We start from the raw sequence: 23,080 nt of genomic DNA on the forward strand, positions 1-23,080 counted from the left end.
GGAGCTTTTTTATGAATAAATTTAAGGTAAACATTTCAGGAATGACTTGTACGGGTTGTGAAAAACACGTAGAATCAGCACTTGAAAAGATAGGTGCTAAAAATATTGAGTCTAGTTATCGTCGTGGTGAAGCAGTATTTGAACTGTCCGATGATATTGAGGTTGAAAGTGCAATAAAGGCGATTGCTGACGCAAATTATCACCCGGGCGAAGCAGAAGAAATACAAGTGCAATCGGAAAAAAGGACAGATGTAAGTTTAAATGATGAAGGTAACTATGATTATGATTACATCATCATCGGTTCTGGTGGAGCTGCCTTTTCATCTGCCATTGAAGCCGTTACTTTGAACGCAAAAGTGGCTATGATTGAGCGTGGAACGGTGGGTGGAACTTGCGTTAATGTCGGATGCGTTCCTTCTAAGACCTTATTAAGAGCAGGGGAAATCAATCATCTAGCAAAAAATAATCCATTTGTGGGATTACACACTTCGGCTTCAAATGTTGATTTAGCGCCATTAGTAAAACAAAAGAATGATTTAGTAACCGAGATGCGAAATGAAAAATATGTGAATTTAATTGATGATTATGGTTTTGAATTAATAAAAGGTGAAGCAAAATTCGTAAATGAAAATACAGTTGAAGTAAATGGCAATCAAATCACAGCCAAAAGATTTTTAATAGCTACAGGTGCTTCTTCAACTGCACCTAATATTCCCGGATTAGATGAAGTAGATTATTTAACAAGCACTAGCTTATTGGAATTAAAGAAGGTTCCAAATCGTCTTACCGTAATTGGTTCAGGATATATCGGCATGGAATTAGGACAACTATTTCATAACCTCGGGTCAGAAGTCACTTTGATTCAAAGAAGCGAGCGTCTATTAAAAGAATACGATCCTGAAATTTCAGAAGCCATTACTAAGGCCTTAACAGAACAGGGAATTAATTTAGTAACAGGTGCAACCTATGAACGAGTTGAGCAAGATGGAGACATTAAAAAAGTTCATGTTGAGATAAATGGTAAAAAGCGAATTATTGAAGCAGAACAATTGCTAATTGCCACTGGAAGAAAACCAAATACAGAATCATTAAACTTACATGCAGCAGGCGTTGAAGTTGGTTCCCGTGGTGAAATTGTCATTGATGATTATCTTAAAACGACCAATTCCCGAATTTATTCAGCTGGAGATGTCACTCTCGGTCCCCAATTTGTTTATGTAGCTGCTTATGAAGGTGGACTTGCTGCTCGTAATGCAATCGGAGGACTAAATCAAAAGGTCAATTTAGAAGTGGTTCCAGGCGTTACGTTTACTTCTCCATCGATTGCAACGGTTGGTTTAACGGAGCAACAGGCAAAAGAAAAAGGATATGAAGTGAAAACATCGGTATTGCCGTTGGATGCTGTTCCAAGAGCGCTCGTTAATCGGGAAACAACAGGTGTTTTCAAATTAGTGGCAGACGCGAAAACATTGAAAGTGTTAGGGGCGCATGTAGTGGCAGAAAACGCAGGAGACGTAATTTATGCAGCAACATTAGCTGTGAAATTCGGTTTAACTGTTGGAGATCTGAGAGAAACGATGGCTCCATATCTAACAATGGCAGAAGGATTGAAGCTGGCTGTCCTAACTTTTGATAAAGATGTTTCGAAATTATCTTGCTGTGCAGGCTAAGGGAACTTTTTTACAACTCCCTATTCAAGTGAATCAGCTAATGCTTTAAGGGATTTTCTAAGTGCATTTGTGGTCACAAAAATAATTTAACACTGATGATTTCGACATCAAATCTATAATTGATACCTTAACACTGCAGAGTAATAAAGGATGAATAATATGTCAGACTTATTATCCCTACCAGACATTAAAACAATAGAACCGCCACAAGAAAATGAAACCGATATGATGTTTAAAGTTGAAGCAGTCGGACCACCTGAACGTTGTCCTGAATGTGGTTTTGACAAGTTGTACAAACACAGTTCAAGAAATCAACTAATTATGGATTTGCCCATTCGTTTAAAGCGAGTGGGCTTACAATTGAACCGTAGACGATACAAGTGTCGTGAATGCGGATCTACCTTCTGGGAACGCCTAATATCTGTAGATGAAAAGCGTAGTATGACCAAAAGGCTTTTAAAGTCCATTCAAGAGCAATCCATGTCTAAGACCTTTGTAGAAGTCGCAGAAAGCGTTGGTGTTGACGAGAAAACCATTAGGAACGTTTTTAAGGACTATGTGGCACTCAAAGAACGTGAATACCAGTTTGAAACTCCTAAGTGGCTTGGGATAGACGAGATACATATTATCCGTAGACCTCGGCTTGTATTGACTAATATTGAACGCAGGACTATTTATGACATCAAGCCTAACCGTAACAAGGAAACAGTCATCCAACGTCTTTCAGAAATCAGTGACAGGACTTACATTGAGTACGTCACAATGGATATGTGGAAGCCCTACAAAGACGCAGTGAACACTATCCTTCCACACGCTAAAGTTGTCGTAGATAAGTTTCATGTAGTTAGAATGGCTAATCAAGCCTTAGATAACGTCAGAAAGTCTTTGAAAGCCCATATGAGCCAAAAAGAAAGACGTACCCTTATGCGTTAAAGGTTTATCCTTCTAAAGCGTAAACACGATCTAAATGAACGTGAATCATTCCTCTTAGATACTTGGTTAGGTAATCTTCCTGCTTTAAAAGAAGCCTATGAACTCAAAGAAGAGTTTTACTGGATATGGGATACTCCTGATCCAGATGAAGGTCATCTTCGTTATAGTCAATGGAGACACCGTTGTATGTCCAGCAACTCTAAAGACGCATATAAAGACCTCGTGAGAGCCGTAGACAACTGGCATGTTGAAATATTCAACTACTTTGATAAAAGGCTCACTAATGCTTATACGGAGTCAATTAACAGCATTATTAGGCAGGTAGAGCGAATGGGTAGAGGTTACTCGTTTGATGCCTTACGAGCCAAAATCCTTTTCAATGAGAAGCTCCATAAAAAGCGTAAGCCACGATTTAATTCAAGTGCTTTCAATAAAGCTATGTTATACGATACTTTCAATTGGTATGAAGTGAATGATCACGACATTACAGACAACTTAGGTGTCGATTTTTCCACACTTATTAAGAATTTGGAGAAGGGTGATTTATAAGCCCTTTTCCACCATAAAATCCGAATACCCGAAATTTTTTGATGAAAATTACTCACAAGAAATAATATATAGAACTGTTTAAATATCTTCAGGATAGAAAAAGAAATTGTCCAGGCACGAAGAAACTGTATATTTGTTGCTAAACTGTACATCATCTTTATGATACGGTATTTCGTATTTCTCAACTACATAAGCTCCGAAAACTAAAATGTGATAACCCTTTGATAACCTCTCGATTTTCAAAAGGATTATATATGTAAATATTGAGGATTTATCTCTTAAAATTACTTGATTTTAGTGATAATTTACCATAAATATCATAATGTAGAAAAAACCAGGTCTTAAGAAAGCTCGTAAAGCATCACAATTTAGTAAACGTTAATTCGAAAGAATTACTATACTTACAAAGAGCACCTTTCGGGGTGTTCTTTTTTGTAATTTCTTACTAAATTGGTGCAATTGACACAGTTGTTGCGACTTTAGTCGCTTACAAATGTGGCTGCAACCTGACGAAGTCAGTTGCCTCAAAACGTTAATCAATCCGATTATATCAATGTTTCAAAGCACTCAAAAGTTTACCTTATTGTTTTAGAGACTTTAAAGCAAATTCACCAACTGCCATAGGAACTACATTAGAAGTATTGACATAAATTTGAGTTGTACCTGTATCGCTGTGTGTTAGTGCTTCAGAAATAGCTTCTAAGCTCATTCCTGCTTTTTTAGCAAGTGTCGCTCCTGTATGTCGTAATTTATGCGGTGTAGCGTGTGCTAGTTCTTTATGTCGCTTTCTAATACTTTTCATTTTATTGTTCAGATAGTCAGCATGTAAAGGCTTGTTGATGTTTCCTTTTGTGTCGATATATGTAAAAACAAATTGTTCTGGATTACTGATGATGCCAAACTTTGCTAGTCCATATTTTTGTTGCTCTTTCCAAGAGGTAGGGAGTTGAAGTAATACTCAATGAAAATCAAAAAGCAAACTAGGAATCTAGCCGCAAGCTGTACTTGAGTACGGTAAGGCGACGCTGACGTGGTTTGAATTTGATTTTCGAAGAGTATAGGTCATTAGAAATAGAGAAAAATAGGATAGCAAAAGCTCTATTTCAGGAGAAAATGAAGCAAATATTTCCATAATAAAACGCATACTATCAAGTTTTTTCATACCTGATAGTATGCGTTTTTAGGATTTTAAATCCTGATTGCTTGGTCTCTTTTTCATTATAGTTCCGTTTGATTTATAGTTTCATTAATTATATGGAGATTCACCATTTTGAGTAATAATAGTACTTCCAGAAGTTATAGATTCCATTTTATCCTATTAGATGGTGTGTTCTAAATTCCTTATATCTTGTTAGGATTTGGGGAGAATCATTGATAACAGACTGTTGCAAATCTAGTTAGCTGCATGATTTATATTTATCTACTTTTCTAGTAACCAATCTATAATGTTTTTCTTCTCAATACCATTGTAATTTGCTGTTGGCTGAATCGTATCCATTGTTAATAGATATTTTGGGAATTGATCTTTAATGGCTTCTAGTGGTCTAAGTTCTCTTTCTAGTGTTTCTGGAGCAAGTGTTGTTTCACTGACTTGATAATAAGCGTAGTGACCAAGATCAGTTACAACAACAAAATCAACCTCATATTTATCTAAATTACCAACATATACTTGTGAATATCTACGTCTCAATTCCAAATATACAATATTTTCCAAGATATGCCCAATGTTTTCTTTGTGGTCTGGTAATAAGAGATGTCGTAAACCTAAATCAACGGGATAATATTTTTCTAAGCGTTGCAATAATGCTCGACCTTTTACATCAAAACGTGGAACGGAATAAAAAAGTAAACTATCTGTCAAAGTTGTCAAATAATTTTCTAAAGTATTATGGGATATTGAAACGTTTTGGCTTACTAGGGTATTGCGCATCTTATTTGTTGATATTAAGCTACCTGTACTACTGAGAAGGGTTCGGACAATGCGCTCAATAATAGTAGGATTTGGATTTCCCAATCTAGTGACAATATCGTTTAACAGTATGGAGTTATATATTCCTCTGAGATAGTCAATTTTTTCAGCGTAAGATGATGTTTGCAATAAGTAAGGGAAAGCACTAAAGAGATAATTGTTAAAAATTTCTGTTGTATTCAGATTCTCTGTGAGAGATTGATCTGATAGATATTCTTCAAATGACAAAGGAAGAACCTCTATCTCAACATACCGACCAGTCAAGTTTGTAGCTAATTGGCTACTCATAAAGTAGGCATTTGATCCAGTCAAATAGAGGTCAACATTTGGCAAGATGAATAGACTATCTGCTACTAGTTCAAATTTTTCAACATGTTGAATTTCATCTAAAAAGATATAGTATGTTTTCTCTCCAACTAACTGCCCTTTTATATAAGTGAATAGTGTTTGAAAATGTCGCAGGTCATAATAACTTAGATCCTCAAAATTGATGGATATAATCTGATCCTCGTCTACCCCAGTTGCTAGTAACTCCTCTTTATAGAGTTGAAAAAGCACAGATTTACCAGCTCGTCTAACTCCGCTCACAACTTTGATGATTTGGCGGTCACGATGTCTTCTTAGAAAGTCTAAATAATGTGGTCTTTTAATATAGTTCATAATAGATACCTCAAAGATAGTATAATACAAACAGTAATTATTTTCAAATATTTAGAAATAAATTAGAATTTATTTTGTTATTTTTAAATATCTAGAAATAATATCTTCAGAATAGAAAATGACGATAATAAAATCATTTGAACTGACATGAAGTAGCTGTGCGTTTGTTGTTAAACTATTACATCAACTTTGTGATACAGTAGTTCGTATTTTTCGCCTACTTTTTATGATTATGATAAGTGAACCACCAACAGCCATTGGATATAAATTAGAAATGATTATGTTCTCATTTCGGGGAAATGCCCCTGGAGGTTAGTTCTATCAGCCAAATCAAGATTATAATTATCCTTAATAAAACTCTAAGGCTTTTATTCCATCCTTTGGCAATTTGGGCTTCTAGCCTCGGTGCAAACCACCCGTTAGATGGGTGTTATGATTTAAAAATGTCCTAAATTTTTTTGATTGACTAAAATTATTTTATAAAATAGTTTGTTAGACAGTTTTATCTTGAATACTAATAATCAAATGAAAGAAAAAGATAACAGATACATAAATTCCTTATGTCGGGAAACTTCTCACTAATTTGCTACTTATCCCAACTTTTCAATACATCTCCCGAAATGCTTATAACATCTTGTGTTAAGCGTTTTCGTGTTTTATAATTCTATCATAACTTAAAAAAAGGAGAAGCTATATGTCAGTAGTATTAGCGAGAATTGATCAACGCATGATTCATGGTATTGTGGTAACACAATGGGCGGGGGCTACAAAGGCCAAAAGGTTGATGGTAGTAGATAATGAAGTAAGTAAGGACGAAGTCCAAAAGGCTGCTATGAGGATGAGTAAACCTGCAGGAACTGGAATGTCAATTATTGATACAGATACTGCGATTACAAATTTTGCAGATGGCAAGTATGATAATCATAATGTTTTACTAATTGTTCGAGAACCTGAAACATTGGTGGCATTAGTTGAAGGTGGAGTAAAGATACCAAAGGTCAACGTTGGAATAATGTTTGATGGTGAAGGAAAAAAAACAGTTAAGAAGATGGTCTCTGTCAATGAAAAAGAAGTTGCTGATTTGAAAAGATTAAAAACACTTGGTGTTGATGTAACATTCCATTTTGTTCCTTCTGATCCAGAGGAAAATTTAGAAAAGTATATTAAATAGGAGATGATACTATGGAAGTGATTCAAGGTTTACTTATTATTTTATTGTCGTTTTGGGTAGTACTAGATCAACAAGGATTGGTACTAAGTACTTGGTTTCCTATAATGGTTTCATTATTTGTTGGAATTATTATGGGAGATATGAAAACAGCAATGATTATTGGTGGAACATTCCAATTGATGGCATTAGGTGTTGCAAATATTGGTGGTTCATCCGTACCAAACTGGGGTCTTGCAGCATTAGTAGGTGGTTTTATTGCGATTAAAACAACAAGTAATGTAGAGTCTGCAAAAGCTGTAGCTTTAGCAGTGGGAGTTCCTGTTGGAATGCTTGGTATTCAGTTGGATGTTTTAGCAAAAATACTTAATACATATGTAACCCACGCAGCTCAGAAGGCAGCTAATGAGAAAAAGTTTGCTAAGATGAATCGAATTTTTTGGATTGGACCGGTTATTTTTGGTTTATCAACCGCAATTCCGACAGCTCTTTGTGTCATTTTTGGAGATAAAATTGTAAATGTAATTTTGAATAGTGTACCAGAATGGTTCACTAATGGTTTATCTATTGCAGGTAGTATCCTACCTGTTGTCGGAATCGCGATTCTATTACAAGTTATGCCTACTAAAAAATATTTAAGCATGCTTATTGTTGGCTTTATCTTTGCAGCATATTTGAATTTACCAATTTTAGGAATTTCTCTTGCTGGTTTTGCCATTGCATATTACTATTTTACTATGAATAAAAATGTATCAACTGTTGTCTCTTCAACAGTTGCCGGAGCTGAAGAATTTGGAGATGACTTTGATGAATGATGTACAACAAAAAATAACAAAAAAAGATATTCGTAATGCCGCGTTCAGATATATGTTTATGGCATGTAACACTTTTAATTATGAGAATCAACAGGGACCAGCAGTTGTTTATGGATTAAATAAAGTTTTAAGAAAAATCTATCCAAATGATGATGAATATGTTGCATCATTGAATAATCATTTTAAGTATTTTAATACTACTACTTGGATGGCTAATATCTTATTAGGTGCAAGTATAGCAATGGAAGAAAAAGATGGTGTTGAATCTTTAGATACGGTACAAAATTTTAAAACTGGTATGATGGGACCACTTGCTGGTGTAGGTGATACCTTAATTTGGGTATTATATCCAACAATCATGGGCTCAATTGCAGCATATATGGGATTAGAAGGGAATCCAATTGGTGCAATAATTTGGTTAGTTTTGAATGTTTTCTTCCTATTTTTCCGATTTAAATTATTTGATATCGGATATGATTCTGGTTTGAAGTTGATAACCGGATTAGGTGAAAAATTAAATATTTTTACTGAATCTGCTTCAATCATGGGTTTAACGGTTGTTGGAGCTTTAATCCCATCTGTAGTTAAAATGAAGATTTCGACAGTATTTACTACAGGAGATGTTAAACTAGTAATTCAAGACGATATTCTTGATAAAATCATGCCAGCGCTATTACCTGCAGTGATGACTTATTTAGTTTACAAATTGTTAGCGAATAAGAAGTTATCCGTAATTCAAATTATTTTTGGAATTATTATTCTATCTTTAATTCTGTCTTACTTTGGCATTTTATCAGTTAATTAAAAGGAGAAAATATGACAAAAGTTATTATTGCAAGTCATCATCATCTTGCAACTGGGATGAAGGATACTATAGAGTACTTAATCCCATCTATTGGAAAAATTGATGTAATTGCAGCCTATATTAATAATGAGCCAATTGAAGACGAAATTTCAAAACTTTTAGAAAGTTATCCCGTTGACGAAAAAGTTCTGATTTTTACAGATTTGCTTGGTGGATCGGTGAACCAAACTTTTATTAGGTATATGAGCAAAAGAAATTTGCTTCTTGTAACAGGGATGAATTTACCAATTATTATGACGCTTTTGTTATCTATTGAAAGCGAAGATTTATCTGAAGATTTAATTAGAAAGTCTATTGATGAAGCAAAGAATCAATTACTTTTTGTGAATGATATATATAATCAAGTGACTGATGAGGATGATGAGTGATGGCAGATGCTTGGTGGAAAAATAGTGTTGTTTATCAAATTTATCCTCAAAGTTTTAAGGATTCAAATGGAGATGGTGTAGGAGACCTGAATGGAATAAAAGAAAAATTACCCTATCTCCATAAGTTAGGAATTGATGTTATTTGGCTTAATCCTATCTATGAATCACCATTGGTGGATAATGGATACGATATCAGTGATTATGAAAGAATCCTATCAATTTATGGGACAATGGAAGATTTTCAAGAATTATTAGCAGAAGCTCATAAATTAGAAATAAAGATTATTCTTGACTTGGTTGTGAATCATACCAGTGATAAGCATTCATGGTTTATTGAATCTAGAAAAAATAAAAATAATCCATATTCTGATTACTATATTTGGAAAGATCCTAAGCCAGATGGTAGCGAACCTAATAATTGGGGTTCCACTTTTGGTGGATCTGCATGGGAGTATGTTCCAGAACGAAATCAATATTATTTACATTGTTTTGCCAAGGAACAACCAGATTTAAATTGGGAAAATCCAACGGTACGTCAAGAAATTCAAAAAATGATGACCAAATGGTTTGATTTAGGAATTGATGGTTTTAGGATGGATGTCATTACATTGATAAGTAAAAGGCAGGACTATCCTGACGCACCGGGTGGAGTTCCATACACTAAATCTTATTATGTAGGAGCTTCAAATGGCCCACGAGTTCATGAGTTTTTACATGAACTAAATCAGGAAGTTCTAAGCCGATATAATGTAATGACAGTTGGTGAAGCTCCAAATACAAACAGTGATCAAGCTTTACAGTATACCCTGCCCGAAAATGAAGAATTGAATATGGTGTTTCATTTTGATCACATGCACTTGGATTATGGTAGATATGGTAAGTTTTCAGATATACGCTTTAAAGTAAGTGATTTAAAATCAGTTTTAACAGAGTGGCAATTGAAGTTAGAAAAAGGGTGGAATTCACTATACTGGAGTAATCACGATCAACCAAGAGCTGTCACTCGATTTGGTGATGATGGTGAATTTAGGGTACAGTCAGCAAAGATGTTAGCTACCTTATTGCATATGATGAAGGGAACTCCGTATGTTTTTCAAGGTGAAGAGTTGGGGATGAAGAATGTTCATTTTGATTCTGTAGAGAATTACAAAGATATCGAGACTAAATATTTTTATGAACTTATGAAGGAAAATGGTGAATCTTCATCTTATATAAATAATTCAATTTATTTAAAATCTAGAGATAATGCGAGAACACCGTTCCCATGGAATGGAAATAAAGAAGAAGGATATGGTTTTTCAAGTGGAAACCCTTGGATACAGTATTCTCCAGACAATTCTTCTATAAATGCAGAAGCCTGTCTTGAAGATTCAAACTCAATTTTTTATTATTATCAAAAATTAATCAGCTTGAGGCGCGATTACCCAATTATAATTCATGGGAAGTATGAATTGATAAACGAAGAAGATAGTGATGTTTTTAGTTATGTACGGGAATATAATAAACAAATTTTATTAATTGTGTGTTCATTCTCTAAAAAACCTACTACCTCGCAAGTGCCATCGAAACTGATTGGTCGTCAAGTAAAACATTTAATTGGAAATTATGAATCAGAACTTAAACAACTTCCAAAATTTTTTGAATTGAAACCTTTTGAAGCTCAAGTTTTCTTAATAGAACAATAAGGTTGCTTTTGTAAAACGATGAATAGAATCTATTTGACAGTTGTAGTGAGAGTTAATAGTATTAAGATTAGATACTAGATTAAACCCTAATTTTAATAGGGAATTTATAGAATCTATTCACGAGGAACGTATGATATCAAATTTTTCTAAACTTGATATTGTGCGTTTTTTTGATTTGTCTCTTCTATTAATCTATTTATTGAAGACTAATTCAATCAATCATGAGTTCTGTTGTACATAATCTAAAGTGAGAATGTTTTATCTTTAATTCCATGTTTGTTTATGATAGAATTAAATTGTTTTATAGGATTTTCAAATGGATATGCACTTTTAATAACAACACCGATTTTGAAAATAATGATGTAAATAAAAAGGATGAAAAAATGAATTTTGAACAGTATGTTGAAGTTAACTATGATAGTTTAACAATGAGTGAAAAAGAGATGTTGCAGTTCATTGTTCAACATAAAGAATTAATTGTATCCAAAACGATAGTAGAAGTAGGAGAACTTTTATTAACTTCAAAAAGCACTGTTTTGAGATTAGCGAAGAAGATTGGTTTTAGAGGTTTTACAGATATGAGATATTCGATTCAAGATTCAATCTCTAAAACAAAATCAGTGGATAAAATAGACTTGTTATCTCAATTACAAATGGATATACAGAAAACATTTCGATTTGCTACAGAATTAGATTTTTTGCCTATTTTAAAAAAAATTTATGAAGCTTCCCAAGTAATATTGTATGCCACTGGTTTCACTCAAAACAATTTTACGAAAGAGTTGTCAAATGAATTATTCTTAAGTCATCGTCCAAATTATCTTGTTTCAGGGGAAACGAATTTTTCCATGCTAGCTGATAATTTGAATAAAGATGATTTAGTGATAATTACATCATTGAGTGGAAATACTAAAGGGATACAAACAACTATAAATAAATTAAATGCAAAGGGAGTTACTATTATTGGTGTAACGGAGTTTAGCGATAATTTTCTAAAGAATAATTCAACGTATCAATTGTTTTATGAAATTAGTAGAATAGACGAAAATCCAGACCTTGATAGTCGCTCTATGTCTTGCTTATATATTGTATTAATGATTTTGGCAAGAAAATATAGAGAATTTGTAAATAAGTTAGTTGATTAAAGTTGATTATTCCTGATGTTTTTTATAGCTTAAAATAAAATTATGATTAACCTAAAAAATTTTAAAACGTTTTTAAAATGACTAAAATGATTACAGTACATTAGTTAAAAATGAAAAAGAAATTACAGAGAAACATGGTATAATGTAACTAAAGGAGGTAGTATATGTCCTTAGATATAGATAAAGAAAAGATGACAATCATGGGAGTCGCTTTTGAAAATCGGTCCGTTTTTAAGAGTGTTTGGTATGCTTTAAGTACAAATATGATTGAAGGATGGCGACCTACGGTTAGTGATGTTGAAAAATTACGAGATGAAGCTCTTGCTCTGGGGATGGCTTAATGAAGCGTAAATGTTATGATTCTTATGACTATATTGATCCGAATAATTTACATACCTATCCAGATTCTTCAGTTCTAAGAAATAAGCAGGAAGAACGAGATGAGCAAAAAGCACGCGATCTTGAATATCGTATGGTTGCTAGTAAGAGTTTGAAATTATTTATCAATCCTATCCCAGTTTATAGTGTAGAAGATATATTGAAAATTCATCAATTTTTGTTTGAAGATATGTATCATTGGGCAGGTGAATTTAGAAAAGTCAATATTTCAAAAAGTGGTAATGCTTTTATGTCGATTCAGTCTTTCGATACAGCACTTACTTACCTTAATAATTTGATAGATAGATTTCATGACAATGCCAATAGTAGAAAAGAAGTCGTTCACTTATTGGTCGAAATTTTAGATAATCTCAATTATTTTCATCCATTCCGTGAAGGAAACGGTAGAACGCAGAGGGAGGTTATTCGTTCTTTAGCTTTGATGAAAGGTTTTGAATGTGAAATATCAATTGGTGATGATGATGAGATTTATCATTTATATATGGATGGTACAGTTTATGGAGACAAAACTAAATTAACGAAGTTATTTGAAAAAATTCTTTTCAAGTTATGAGTTGCTACATTCGACTACCCTGGATAAGAATGCTCTATTGTACTAGAATATTTTATGTAATCTGCACCTTAAAAGTTAGATTTTTTCTATTTAACTTTTAGGGTGCAGTTCATTTTGCTATGGTATGATAGTAAATCTTATAAGGTGTTATAGCAAGTATTCAAATAAAAAGCGTATACTATCAGGAGTGAAAAGCTTGATAGCATGCGTTTTATCCTAGAAATATTTACTGGCTGTTTTTCTCAAACTGACTTTTTAAGAAGTTACCTTATCAGCAATTTCAAATAAGTTTATGGTGCTATCTTTGGAAAAACTGTAGAATTTCAAAAATTACTACAGACCTTGAATTTTACTTATCATTTCAATGATTTAGATTGCTTACATTTTGTTTTGATAAGTTTTACGGTAATCTCCAGGAGAAAGTCCAGTCCTTTGTTTAAAAATTTTAGTAAAGTAAGAATAATTATCATACCCTACTTGACAAGATACTTGTGATATCGAGATATTTGTTTGAGATAGGAGAGATTTAGCAGCATTAATGCGCTTATCCGTTATATATTTAACAAGAGTTTCTCCAGTTTCTTTTTTAAAAATTCTAGCTAAATGATCTGCACTGAGATAAACCATATCTGCTAATATAGAACGATTTATATCCTCATAGTAGTGATGATCTATGTATTCGACAATACGTTGAATACTATTTTTTTGGTTTTCAATGTTTGTTGCAAATTTCTTAGCATGTGACCAGTAATAATCAAAGTAATCCTGAAAAGATTCAATTGAATGAAAGCGTCGTTGGAATAAGAAATCATGAGTGCTGTTTTGGAATAATTTATGTGCCGAGATTCCATTTTGATCTAGATATATTCCTATTTGTTGAGTCCAATCTAGTAAAATTTGTTGTAGTGTGAAAGTAGGAATTTGAGAATTATAAGCAAGTGAATTAATTTTTTCTCTTAATTCGTATTCACTTAAGGTATCTAAAAAAGTAATTGAAAGAGTTTCTGTTTTAAAGGAAGTTGGAAAACTATGTGGAACACATGTAATAGTATTCCAATAAGAAACATATTGTTCATTATAAGTGTAGAGTTCTTTGGTATGAAATAAAATATCGGATATTTTATGGCAACTCTTATATATAATGTTTGAGTATTTACTAAAGTTATTAGAAATTTGAGAATGAATCTCATATGCCAATTTGTCACTACGTTTGGATGAGTCTACTCTAAAGAGACAAACATATTGATCAACCTGGCTTTCCATCTTGAATAGACTTATCAGCTTATAAGAAGGTTGTGAAATTCTTTGAAGTTCTCTTTTTAGTTGAGAAGTCCATGATGGGGTTTCTGCAGAATAATCTTCTTCATTAAGATTGATTGTTAAAACTGCAAGGAAAAAATATTGGTGTTTTTTAAGAATAAAATCTTGTTTGATTGCTATGTTTTCTAGTTCATCAATGCGAGAAATTTGAGGTTTTCTAAGGAAATCATACCAGAAATTATCTTCTATTTGTAAAAGTGCATCATTTTTTCCGTTTAAGTTATGATTCTCAATTTTACTAATGGCTTTTTGAATAATAAATTCTAATTTTTCGAAGTTAATGGGTTTTAGATAGTATTCGAAGCTTTGTAATTCAATTGCTTTTTGAGCATAGTTGAAGTCGGCGTAATTGGTTAAAAAAATTGTTTTTATATCATATTTTTCATTTCTAATCCACGATAAGAGTTCGAGGCCACTACCTTGAGGCATTTCGATATCGCTTATCATGAGATCAATAGGATGCTCTCTAATAATATTTTGAGCTTGAGTGAGGCTATAGGCAACATAAACAATGTCAATGTGTAGTTTATCCCAATTTATTTTCTCTCGTAAAGCCTCAATGATAAAGCGATCGTCATCAACTAATAAGATATTCATTATAACCTCCGTCTATAATCTTGTATGGAATAAGTAAAAGAATTTTAGCACCACCTTCTTCATTATTTTCAAATGCAATACTATAGTCATTAGGATAGAGAAGATTTAAACGTTCGATGGTGTTTGTGATCCCAATATGATGTCCATCTTCTGTTATTAGAGACTGTTTCTGATTTAGTTTTGATAAAATTTCTTCAGAGAAACCTGGACCATTATCCTCGATACAAATCTGAATATAATCTGAGTTCTCAGTTTTTACTTTTTTTATTGATAGTAAAATTGTAAATAAATCCTGAAATGAAAAACCGTGTTTGATTGTGTTTTCAATAAACGTTTGTAACAGTAACGATGGAACAAGAGTATTTTGTAAATCAGAATTGTAGTCTAGTGAAAAGTAGATGCTATTTCCATATCGAATTCGTTGTATTTCTAAATAATCTTTAATATGCTGAACTTCATCTTTAAGTTCTGAAAAATCTTGATTAGCCATAAATAAATGACGGAGATAATTTGAAGTTAGGATAGTTAACTCTTCAATTTCCTTATAGTTTTTTGTTTGAAGCATACTATGAATCATTGATAACATATTTAAGTAGAAATGCGGACGAATTTGGTTCTTAAGATAATTAAGTTCAATCTTCTTAAGTTCTAGTTGTGAATGGTATTCCCTTATTTTTAATTCTTGCATGTCAAATATTACTTTATTAAGTTTATCATTTGCCTTATCAATTTCTAGTATACCTTCAGATATAAAAAATTCAGAAGGGGTGATGGAGTCCCCGAGTTGAGAGAGTCGTTCAGTGAGTCTTGTTATTGGTTTAATCATCCATTGACGAATATATAGGATAATGATGATTGATAAAATGGTGATAATGATAGGAACAGCTGATAAAAATACTTCTAAAAGAGTGATATTTCTAAAGACTTCGGCATAATCGACTAAAACATAAATATCGAAAGGTAAATGCGTTTTTTCATTTTGAGCATGGATTAGGTAATTAGAGGACGGTATATTGTTAGGCTCTTTTAGGGAGAGTTTACCATTATTACCAATATTAAGTTTATTGAGAGGTTTTAGGATATCTTCTGAAGATATGACGGCATAAATGATTTTTCCTTCGTAATGAACAGATTTAACTAAGTATTCGCTGTTTTTAGTAGTTACATTTTTCCATTTACGGTCACTTATATCACTACGCAATGATTTTAGATTTGATTTTAACAGTAGATAATCTTCATATGGAATATAAAGATTGGAGACATTTATAAAATAATCAGTACTATCGGTTTCTAATAAGAATGTCATATGAGTTTCATTTTGATATTCAAACTCTGCAAAGCTAGTTTGAACTTTTTTGAGATCTTCTTGATAGTCAAGAAACGTTTGTACATGATTTAATTTCTCTAAAGATTCATTATGCGTTATTGTTGAGTACATAAAGCGTTCTACAGAATGCAATTTCTCATTAACAGAGTCAGCATAAATTTCAATTGAACTACGTAGGTGTACTATATTTTGGTTTTTAATAAAATTTCTGGTTATGTCACTCATAGCAATATTGATTAAAATATTTATCAATAGTAGTACAAGTAGGAGTTTAAAGAAAAAATGAATAGAATGTTTTTTTGATAAGTCGTGATTTAATTTCATATACTAGTCTCCTATTAAAATTATAGCACTTTGAAAATATGATATCATGTAACAAAACAGATATGTTTTATTAAGATGTCGGAAAAGTAATAGTTCTTAAAATTAAAAAACTGAAAAATTGATAAACCTAGTCCAAAAAGTTCTATTAAGGGAATTCTATATGGTGTAAAATAATCGTAGAAAATCAGATGGGAGGAAAAACATGAAAGTAGCATCTCAACTTCATAAAATAAAATTAAAGCATAGTATTCCGTTATATATATTACTTTTTCCTTCAATATTGCTATTAATTTTATTTTCCTATATTCCCATGTTGGGACTAATTATTGCATTTAAAGACTATTCACCAGCCAATGGTATCTTTGCTAGTCAGTGGGTAGGATTTAAGTACTTTACTCAATTTTTCTCATCATTCCAATTCGGGACAACTATGTTCAATACATTAAAAATTTCACTTTATAGTATTGTAGTAGGATTCCCCTTACCTATTATACTAGCTATCATTAGTAATCAGTTAAGAGTTGGGAAATTTAGAAAAATATTTCAAGTGACAACTTACTTACCTCATTTTATCTCTACAATGGTTATGTGTGGGATGATCATCTTATTTTTATCTCCTACTAGTGGTTTGTTAGCGAATGTATTTAAGTCTGTTGGAATCACTATTCCAGATTTTTTATCAAAACCTAGTCATTTTGCAGGTGTTTATGTTTGGAGTGATGTATGGCAGCATATTGGTTGGGATAGTATTATTTATCTAGCAGCGCTTTCTGCAATTGATCCTACATATTATGAGGCTGCAACTATGGATGGTGCCTCTAGGTTACAAAAAATTCGGCATATAGAATTGCCATTGCTTTTGCCAACTGCTATGATTTTACTAATATTAAGAGCAGGTAGTTTATTAAGTGTAGGTTTTGAGAAAGTGTTACTACTGCAGAATCCACTTAATTTAGCAGGAAGTGAGATAATTTCGACCTATGTTTATAAAGTTGGTATGGTGAACTTTCAGTATAGTTATTCGACAGCTATAGGGTTATTTAACACGGTAGTTAATCTAATAATTTTGTTATCTGTTAACTGGTTCTCAAAAAGATATACTAGAACGGGTCTTTTTTAAAGGAAGGAGTGCTCAAGGTGAAATGGTTTCATAAATCAAGAAAAACAAACTCTGAATTATTATTTGATATAGTTACCTATGGTTTAGCAATTTTCCTTATCCTGTTAATTGTTTATCCGTTATGGTTTGTAGTGATTGCATCTTTTAGTAATCCTTCAGATGTTGCAAACGGGAAGGTATGGTTTATTCCAAGAGAATGGAAATTAGATGGATATTTACGTCTTATTCAACAACCTTTATTTTTGCGTAGCTATCTAAATACAATTTTATATACTGTTGTTGGTACCTTGGTTGCTTTAGTAGTCAATATTCCAGCTGGTTATGCTTTATCTAGAAAAGAATTAGTTGGTAGAAAGTGGATGAGTATTCTATACATAATCCCTATGTTCGTATCAGGTGGCTTGATTCCTACCTACTTAACAGTAAAGAATGTAGGCTTGATTGATACATTTTGGGTAATGGTAATACCTTTTGCAGTTTCATCATACAATATTATTGTTGCTAGAACTTTCTTTAATAATAGTATTCCAGACGGGATGTGGGAGGCTGCGCAAATTGATGGATGTGGTACAATTCGTTATTTTATTAAAATAGTTGTTCCGTTATCAAAAGCTATTATAGCAGTTATTGGACTTTGGACTGCAGTTGGTATTTGGAATTCGTGGTTTAATGCTTTAATTTATTTAACGAATGAAAATTTACAGCCATTGCAATTAATTTTACGACGTTTACTAATTAGTAATCAAATGTTACAATCGCAAGCAACAGGAGAAGTTGCATCAGATCTTCGTATCAAAGCTGATATGATGAAATATGCAGCAATTGTTATTTCAACTGCTCCGATTATGTTGTTGTATCCCTTTGTTCAAAAATATTTTAATCAAGGCGTAATGATTGGCGCCTTGAAAGAATAGGAGAAAATCATGAAAAATAAATCATTTACATATTTGTTCTTAGGAACAGTTACACTTGCTGGCTTAACAGCCTGTGCAAATTCCAATAATGCGAATAAGGACGATAAGTCTGGAGAAGATTCTTATAAAATCACAACTGTTCGTTGGTCTGACTGGGGAGAAGATTATCATAAAGGTTTTCTAACAGATTCTGCCAAGGAAGCAGGTATTGATGTTAAATGGGATACACTTGTAGCCGCAGATTGGGCAGATAAGAAATCTGTTTTGGTTGCTAGCGGAGATTTACCAGATGCATTTTTGGGTTCAAATGCATTTACAGATTCAGAAATTGCTCAGAACCAATCTTTGTTTATTCCATTGGAAGATTTAATCAAGGAAAACATGCCTAATTTAACTAAGGCTATGGAGAAAGAACCTAAGATTAAAGCTATGATTACTTCACCAGATGGTCATATCTACAGTCTACCTAAAAAATTACCGATGCGTCCTACAGTAGCTAATCAGCTATTTATTAATAAAAAGTGGCTGGATAATTTAGGATTAAAGGTTCCAGAAACTTATGATGATTTAGTAAAAGTACTACAAGAATTTAAGGATAAAGATGCGAACGGAAATGGAGACGCTTCTGATGAAATTCCATTCGGAGCAGGAAACTTTGATCCAACATTCTCATATATTCTTCCGTTCAATAATCGTTTAGGGGCAGATAATACATATGAAATGTCTGTAAAAGATGGGAAACCAGTCTACCTTCGTACAGAGGAAAGTTATAAACAAGGGATTGCAGCAATGCACGAATCTTATAAAAAAGGTTTGATTGATCCGGAAATCTTTACAGAAGATACCTCTATGAGTGTAGCAAAACGTATGGATAAGGGAGTATCTAGAGTAGGTGTTTCTAGTGGTTGGACAGCAGATGCAACGTTTGGCTTACATTCAAGCGAGTATATTGCTCTACCTGCTTTAAAAGGTATGGATGGAAAACAATATGTCTTTTCTGATCCAGATCATTACAACTATGGTCGAAATGAAATTTTGATTACAAATAAGAGCAAAAACCCTGCTAAATTATTGAAATGGTTGGATAAATTATATACAGATGAAGCAAGTATTCAGAATTTCTATGGATCATTTGGAATAGCTACTGAAAAGAATGGTGATAAGTTTAAAGTGTTACCTCCTAAAGATGGTAAATCAGCTGATGAATGGGCATGGATTAATTCACTTCGAGATTTTGGTCCTAAATACGTAAGCGATGATATCAATAGTCGCGTAGAAATCGATCAAACACAAGGTGATGGATTGAAATTGAAGATGGACCAAGATTTGAAACAATTTGCGTTGCCAGCTTACCCTAATGTGATTTATTCACAAGAAGAGCTTAACAAATTATCATCAATCTATGTGAGCATTGAATCCTATGTCAAACAACAAGCATCTAAATGGGTAGTTGAAGGTGGCATAGAAAAAGAATGGGACTCATACAAAGAAACTCTTAAGAATATGGGATTGGACGAATTTATGAAGATTCAACAGGAAGCATATAATCGTTACCAAAAAGAAGTCAAAGAGTAATACTTTATATGAACTCTTGGTTGTATAAACAAGGGACTAGCTAATTACAGGAAGCGAGACTGATAACATCAAATTATCTCGCTTCCTTTATTCTAATTTTTAAAGAAATTTGGAAATGTTTTTGTGCAACTGACATTCTAAAATATAGAGTTAAGACGATTGATTTTATGGAGAATATATTATGCAAAAATTATTTTCATTAGATGGAAAAGTGGTTAGAATTTTAACTTTTTTGACAGATTTAATTATTTTAAATACTCTATTTATTGTTAGTTGTATTCCAATAGTTACAATTGGGGCATCACTAACTTCTCTTACGACAATGTGGTATCGTATTTTAAAAGGTAAAGATACCGATATTGCTTATCATTATTTTCGGATCTTTAGACAAAATTTTAAACAATCAACTTTTATTTGGTTGTTTATCCTCCTAATAGAATTACTTTTATATGTGAACTATTGTCTTTGGGGCTATTCAAGTTTACTTTCAGAGTATAGTTTATTGTTAGTGTTGCCCTTTTTATTTGTTATAATACTTTTGATGAGTGTTATTTTTCCCTATATTGGTCTATTTAAAGATAATCTAAAAAATAGTATTGTAAATAGCGTATTAATTTGTATGTTAAATCCAATACAAGCTATCATGTTGGTTTTATTTAATATGTCTGTACTGTATATGAGTTTTAGTAGTCCAGAACGAGTTTTAACAGCTATTTACGTATTTACATTTGGGGGATTTGCTTTTTGCGGATTGATGAATGTAACGATAACAAATAAAATGTTTGATAAGGTAAAGAAATTTACTAAAAGGAGGGAAACAAATTGAAAATTTTTAAGGGAGAGTTTTATCGAATCTCTGTATTAACAGACAAGTTAGTAAGGTTAGAATACTCTCAAACTGGAAGTTTTGAGGATAGAATGACACAACTTATCTATAATAGAGATTTTGGCCAAGTTTCGTTAGATTATATCGAGACATCAAACGTACTAGATATTATGACGGACTATTTTCATTTGCACTTTAATAAAGGAGAATTTAACGCCGAAAATTTATTTATAGAATTAAAAGGAAATTTTGCCGTATATGGTAGTCGCTGGTATTTTGGTGAATCTATTGAAACATTAAAAGGAACAGCTCGGACTCTGGATAAGGCAGATGGAGCAATCTCGTTAGAAGATGGAATTATTAGCCGAAATGGTATATCCTTATTGGATGATTCTCAAGGATTTATTTGGGATGAACAGTCTGGTTATATTGAGAGAGAAAATCAAATTGATCTCTATTTCTTTGCCTATGGGCATGATTATAGAGGAGCAATCAGAGACTTTTACCATTTGACTGGTTCAACACCCTTGTTGCCAAGATACGCTTTAGGTAATTGGTGGAGTAGGTATTGGCCTTATACGTCGGATGAATATTTGGATTTAATAGACAGATTTGAAACAGAGAAAATTCCATTATCTATCGGTGTGTTAGATATGGATTGGCATATAACTGACATTCCAGCTCGTTTTGGAAGTGGCTGGACAGGATATAGTTGGAATAGAAACTTAATACCTAATCCAGAACAGTTATTGCAACAACTTCATGATAGAAAGTTGAAACTCTCCTTAAATGTCCATCCTGCTGATGGTATACGGGCTTATGAAGAAGCTTATCCTCAAGTCGCAAAACGATTGGGGTTAAATGTAGAACTAGAAGAACCTGCTATTTTTGATTTTTTTAATCCCTCTTTTAGAGAATCCTACTTTAAAGATGTTCATTATGAGCTAGAAAAGCAGGGAGTAGATTTTTGGTGGATTGACTGGCAACAAGGGACTCAAGGCATGTTGGATCCACTGTGGCTTTTAAACCATTATCACTATCAGGATAGTTGTAAAAATGCAGAAGGTGGTTTGATTTTATCAAGATATGCAGGTCCTGGTAGTCATCGCTACCCTGTTGGTTTTTCAGGGGATACTATTATTAGTTGGAATTCCTTAAGATTTCAACCCTATTTTACAGCGACAGCATCTAATATCGGTTATAGTTGGTGGAGCCATGATATCGGTGGACACATGTTGGGTGATTATGACGAAGAGCTACAAACTAGATGGCTACAGTTTGGTGTTTTTAGTCCGATAACTCGATTACATAGTTCTAGAAGTCCCTTCAATAGTAAAGAACCTTGGTTTTTTTCAGAAATAACATCTAAGATTATGAAGAAATACCTTCGTTTGAGACATCAGATGATTCCCTATCTATATACCATGAATGTAAAGACACACGAGGAAGGTGCCCCATTAATCAGCCCAATGTATTATTTCTACCCAGAGAATGATGAGAGTTATAATGTTCCAAATCAATACTTTTTTGGAACAGAACTGATGGTGGCTCCCATTGTAGAAAAGATGGATTTGGCATTCCAATCTGCAAAAGTGGATGTATGGTTACCTGAAGGTGAATGGTATGACTTCTTTTCAGAGAAGAAATACACAGGTGGTGTGAAGTTAAGTGTTTATAGAGACATTTCGACTATACCTGTGTTTGCAAAAAGTGGTGCAATCATTCCCTTGGTTGGCTCTGAGATAGATATGGGTGTTGAGTTACCTGAAGTTGTAGATTGGTATGTATTCCCAGGCAAACAACATTCTTTTGAAATGATTGAAGATCAAAATGGTCAAAGATATAAAACAAGATTATCAATCGATTGGGAAATGGGGATGGTAGAGTTAACATTACAAGGAGATTCTAGTATCGTTCCAAGCAATAGAAAACATAGAATTCATTTTAAAGGAACGAATGTGTCTATAATTGAATTGCCAAATAAGAATGATACAGCTAGATTTGAATGTAAAGATAATAAAACAATATCTTTAAATGATGAAGTTTTTAGACTACTAAAGACGGCTTCTCTTCCATATGAATTAAAAGATAGATTGTTAAATCAATTCATCAATGCGAAAAATTCTCATGAGTTAATGAATATCTTGCATCATCAGGATAAGGAATTGAGAGGGCGTTTGTTGGAAATGATATTTACTAGCGAAAACTAATTAAGAAATTTCGTACACAATTTCTATTATTTAATTGCTAATTATTTATTTTTTAATGTGTAACAGTTTTACATCTCTATGCTTATTG

Annotated in this window: 17 protein-coding genes and 2 pseudogenes; 15 read left to right on the top strand and 4 right to left on the bottom strand. The window is 32.8% G+C overall.

The window, feature by feature from the left end; genetic code table 11:
- Positions 1-11: 11 nt before the first annotated feature.
- Both merA and SMSK597_RS13195 read left to right on the top strand, forming a co-directional pair.
- The gene (gene merA / locus SMSK597_RS04390; RefSeq protein ID WP_001031943.1) at positions 12-1,670 is read left to right on the top strand and encodes a mercury(II) reductase; all 1,659 of its coding nucleotides are present in this window, start codon (positions 12-14) and stop codon (positions 1,668-1,670) included.
- Between the two features lie 159 nt (positions 1,671-1,829).
- A pseudogene (locus SMSK597_RS13195) lies at positions 1,830-3,152 on the top strand (ISL3 family transposase).
- A 580-nt stretch (positions 3,153-3,732) separates the two neighbouring features.
- Here SMSK597_RS13195 and SMSK597_RS04400 read toward each other — a convergent pair.
- Both SMSK597_RS04400 and SMSK597_RS04405 read right to left on the bottom strand, forming a co-directional pair.
- Positions 3,733-4,107: pseudogene (locus SMSK597_RS04400) on the bottom strand (tyrosine-type recombinase/integrase); the annotation flags it as partial.
- Between the two features lie 465 nt (positions 4,108-4,572).
- The gene (locus tag SMSK597_RS04405; RefSeq protein ID WP_001106638.1) at positions 4,573-5,781 is read right to left on the bottom strand and encodes an ATP-binding protein; all 1,209 of its coding nucleotides are present in this window, start codon (positions 5,779-5,781) and stop codon (positions 4,573-4,575) included.
- Between the two features lie 694 nt (positions 5,782-6,475).
- Here SMSK597_RS04405 and SMSK597_RS04410 point away from each other — a divergent pair.
- From SMSK597_RS04410 to SMSK597_RS04445, 8 genes are all read left to right on the top strand, one after another.
- On the top strand, positions 6,476-6,952 hold the full coding sequence (locus SMSK597_RS04410) for a PTS sugar transporter subunit IIB (protein WP_000117808.1): 477 nt from the start codon (positions 6,476-6,478) through the stop codon (positions 6,950-6,952).
- An 11-nt stretch (positions 6,953-6,963) separates the two neighbouring features.
- Entirely contained in the window at positions 6,964-7,764 is an 801-nt protein-coding gene (locus tag SMSK597_RS04415) for a PTS mannose/fructose/sorbose/N-acetylgalactosamine transporter subunit IIC (protein ID WP_000452055.1), read from the top strand.
- On the top strand, positions 7,757-8,569 hold the full coding sequence (locus SMSK597_RS04420; RefSeq protein ID WP_001000716.1) for a PTS system mannose/fructose/sorbose family transporter subunit IID: 813 nt from the start codon (positions 7,757-7,759) through the stop codon (positions 8,567-8,569). The genes SMSK597_RS04415 and SMSK597_RS04420 overlap by 8 nt, the downstream gene beginning before the upstream one ends.
- A gap of 11 nt (positions 8,570-8,580) precedes the next feature.
- Positions 8,581-8,997: a PTS sugar transporter subunit IIA gene (locus SMSK597_RS04425; RefSeq protein ID WP_000169850.1), complete on the top strand. Its 417-nt coding sequence runs from the start codon at positions 8,581-8,583 to the stop codon at positions 8,995-8,997.
- On the top strand, positions 8,997-10,682 hold the full coding sequence (locus SMSK597_RS04430; RefSeq protein ID WP_000752658.1) for a glycoside hydrolase family 13 protein: 1,686 nt from the start codon (positions 8,997-8,999) through the stop codon (positions 10,680-10,682). Before SMSK597_RS04425 ends, SMSK597_RS04430 begins: the two co-directional genes overlap by 1 nt.
- Before the next feature lie 383 nt (positions 10,683-11,065).
- Positions 11,066-11,827 carry a MurR/RpiR family transcriptional regulator gene (locus SMSK597_RS04435; RefSeq protein WP_004237405.1) on the top strand — a complete coding sequence of 254 codons (762 nt, stop codon included), beginning with the start codon at positions 11,066-11,068 and terminating at the stop codon, positions 11,825-11,827.
- A gap of 164 nt (positions 11,828-11,991) precedes the next feature.
- Positions 11,992-12,168: a hypothetical protein gene (locus SMSK597_RS04440; RefSeq protein WP_000050754.1), complete on the top strand. Its 177-nt coding sequence runs from the start codon at positions 11,992-11,994 to the stop codon at positions 12,166-12,168.
- Positions 12,168-12,779, top strand: coding sequence for a Fic/DOC family protein (locus SMSK597_RS04445; RefSeq protein ID WP_000823008.1), 612 nt, complete (start codon positions 12,168-12,170; stop codon positions 12,777-12,779). The genes SMSK597_RS04440 and SMSK597_RS04445 overlap by 1 nt, the downstream gene beginning before the upstream one ends.
- 378 nt (positions 12,780-13,157) lie before the next feature.
- Here the strand turns inward: SMSK597_RS04445 and SMSK597_RS0101990 are convergent, their stop codons facing one another.
- Positions 13,158-14,696 (bottom strand): response regulator transcription factor, encoded by a 1,539-nt coding sequence (locus SMSK597_RS0101990; protein WP_001023732.1) that lies wholly within the window; start codon positions 14,694-14,696, stop codon positions 13,158-13,160.
- Positions 14,677-16,347, bottom strand: a complete 1,671-nt coding sequence (locus SMSK597_RS04450) for a sensor histidine kinase (RefSeq protein ID WP_000773063.1) — start codon at positions 16,345-16,347, stop codon at positions 14,677-14,679. Before SMSK597_RS04450 ends, SMSK597_RS0101990 begins: the two co-directional genes overlap by 20 nt.
- Positions 16,348-16,549: 202 nt before the next feature.
- Here SMSK597_RS04450 and SMSK597_RS04455 point away from each other — a divergent pair, with 202 nt between their 5' ends.
- The 5 genes from SMSK597_RS04455 to SMSK597_RS04475 all read left to right on the top strand — a co-directional run bounded on the left by SMSK597_RS04455 (position 16,550) and on the right by SMSK597_RS04475 (position 22,992).
- A complete protein-coding gene (locus SMSK597_RS04455) occupies positions 16,550-17,467 on the top strand; it encodes an ABC transporter permease (protein WP_000861540.1) in 918 nt (305 codons plus the stop codon).
- 17 nt (positions 17,468-17,484) lie between these two features.
- Complete coding sequence (locus SMSK597_RS04460) at positions 17,485-18,381, top strand: carbohydrate ABC transporter permease (RefSeq protein ID WP_000870790.1); 897 nt, start codon at positions 17,485-17,487, stop codon at positions 18,379-18,381.
- 9 nt (positions 18,382-18,390) lie between these two features.
- Complete coding sequence (locus SMSK597_RS04465) at positions 18,391-19,956, top strand: type 2 periplasmic-binding domain-containing protein (RefSeq protein WP_000792259.1); 1,566 nt, start codon at positions 18,391-18,393, stop codon at positions 19,954-19,956.
- 181 nt (positions 19,957-20,137) lie between these two features.
- Positions 20,138-20,782, top strand: coding sequence for a DUF624 domain-containing protein (locus tag SMSK597_RS04470; protein WP_001170585.1), 645 nt, complete (start codon positions 20,138-20,140; stop codon positions 20,780-20,782).
- Positions 20,779-22,992, top strand: a complete 2,214-nt coding sequence (locus tag SMSK597_RS04475) for a glycoside hydrolase family 31 protein (protein WP_000688710.1) — start codon at positions 20,779-20,781, stop codon at positions 22,990-22,992. Before SMSK597_RS04470 ends, SMSK597_RS04475 begins: the two co-directional genes overlap by 4 nt.
- The last annotated feature ends 88 nt before the right edge of the window (positions 22,993-23,080 follow it).

This window comes from Streptococcus mitis SK597, from assembly GCF_000148545.1.
Lineage (GTDB): Bacteria > Bacillota > Bacilli > Lactobacillales > Streptococcaceae > Streptococcus > Streptococcus mitis_C.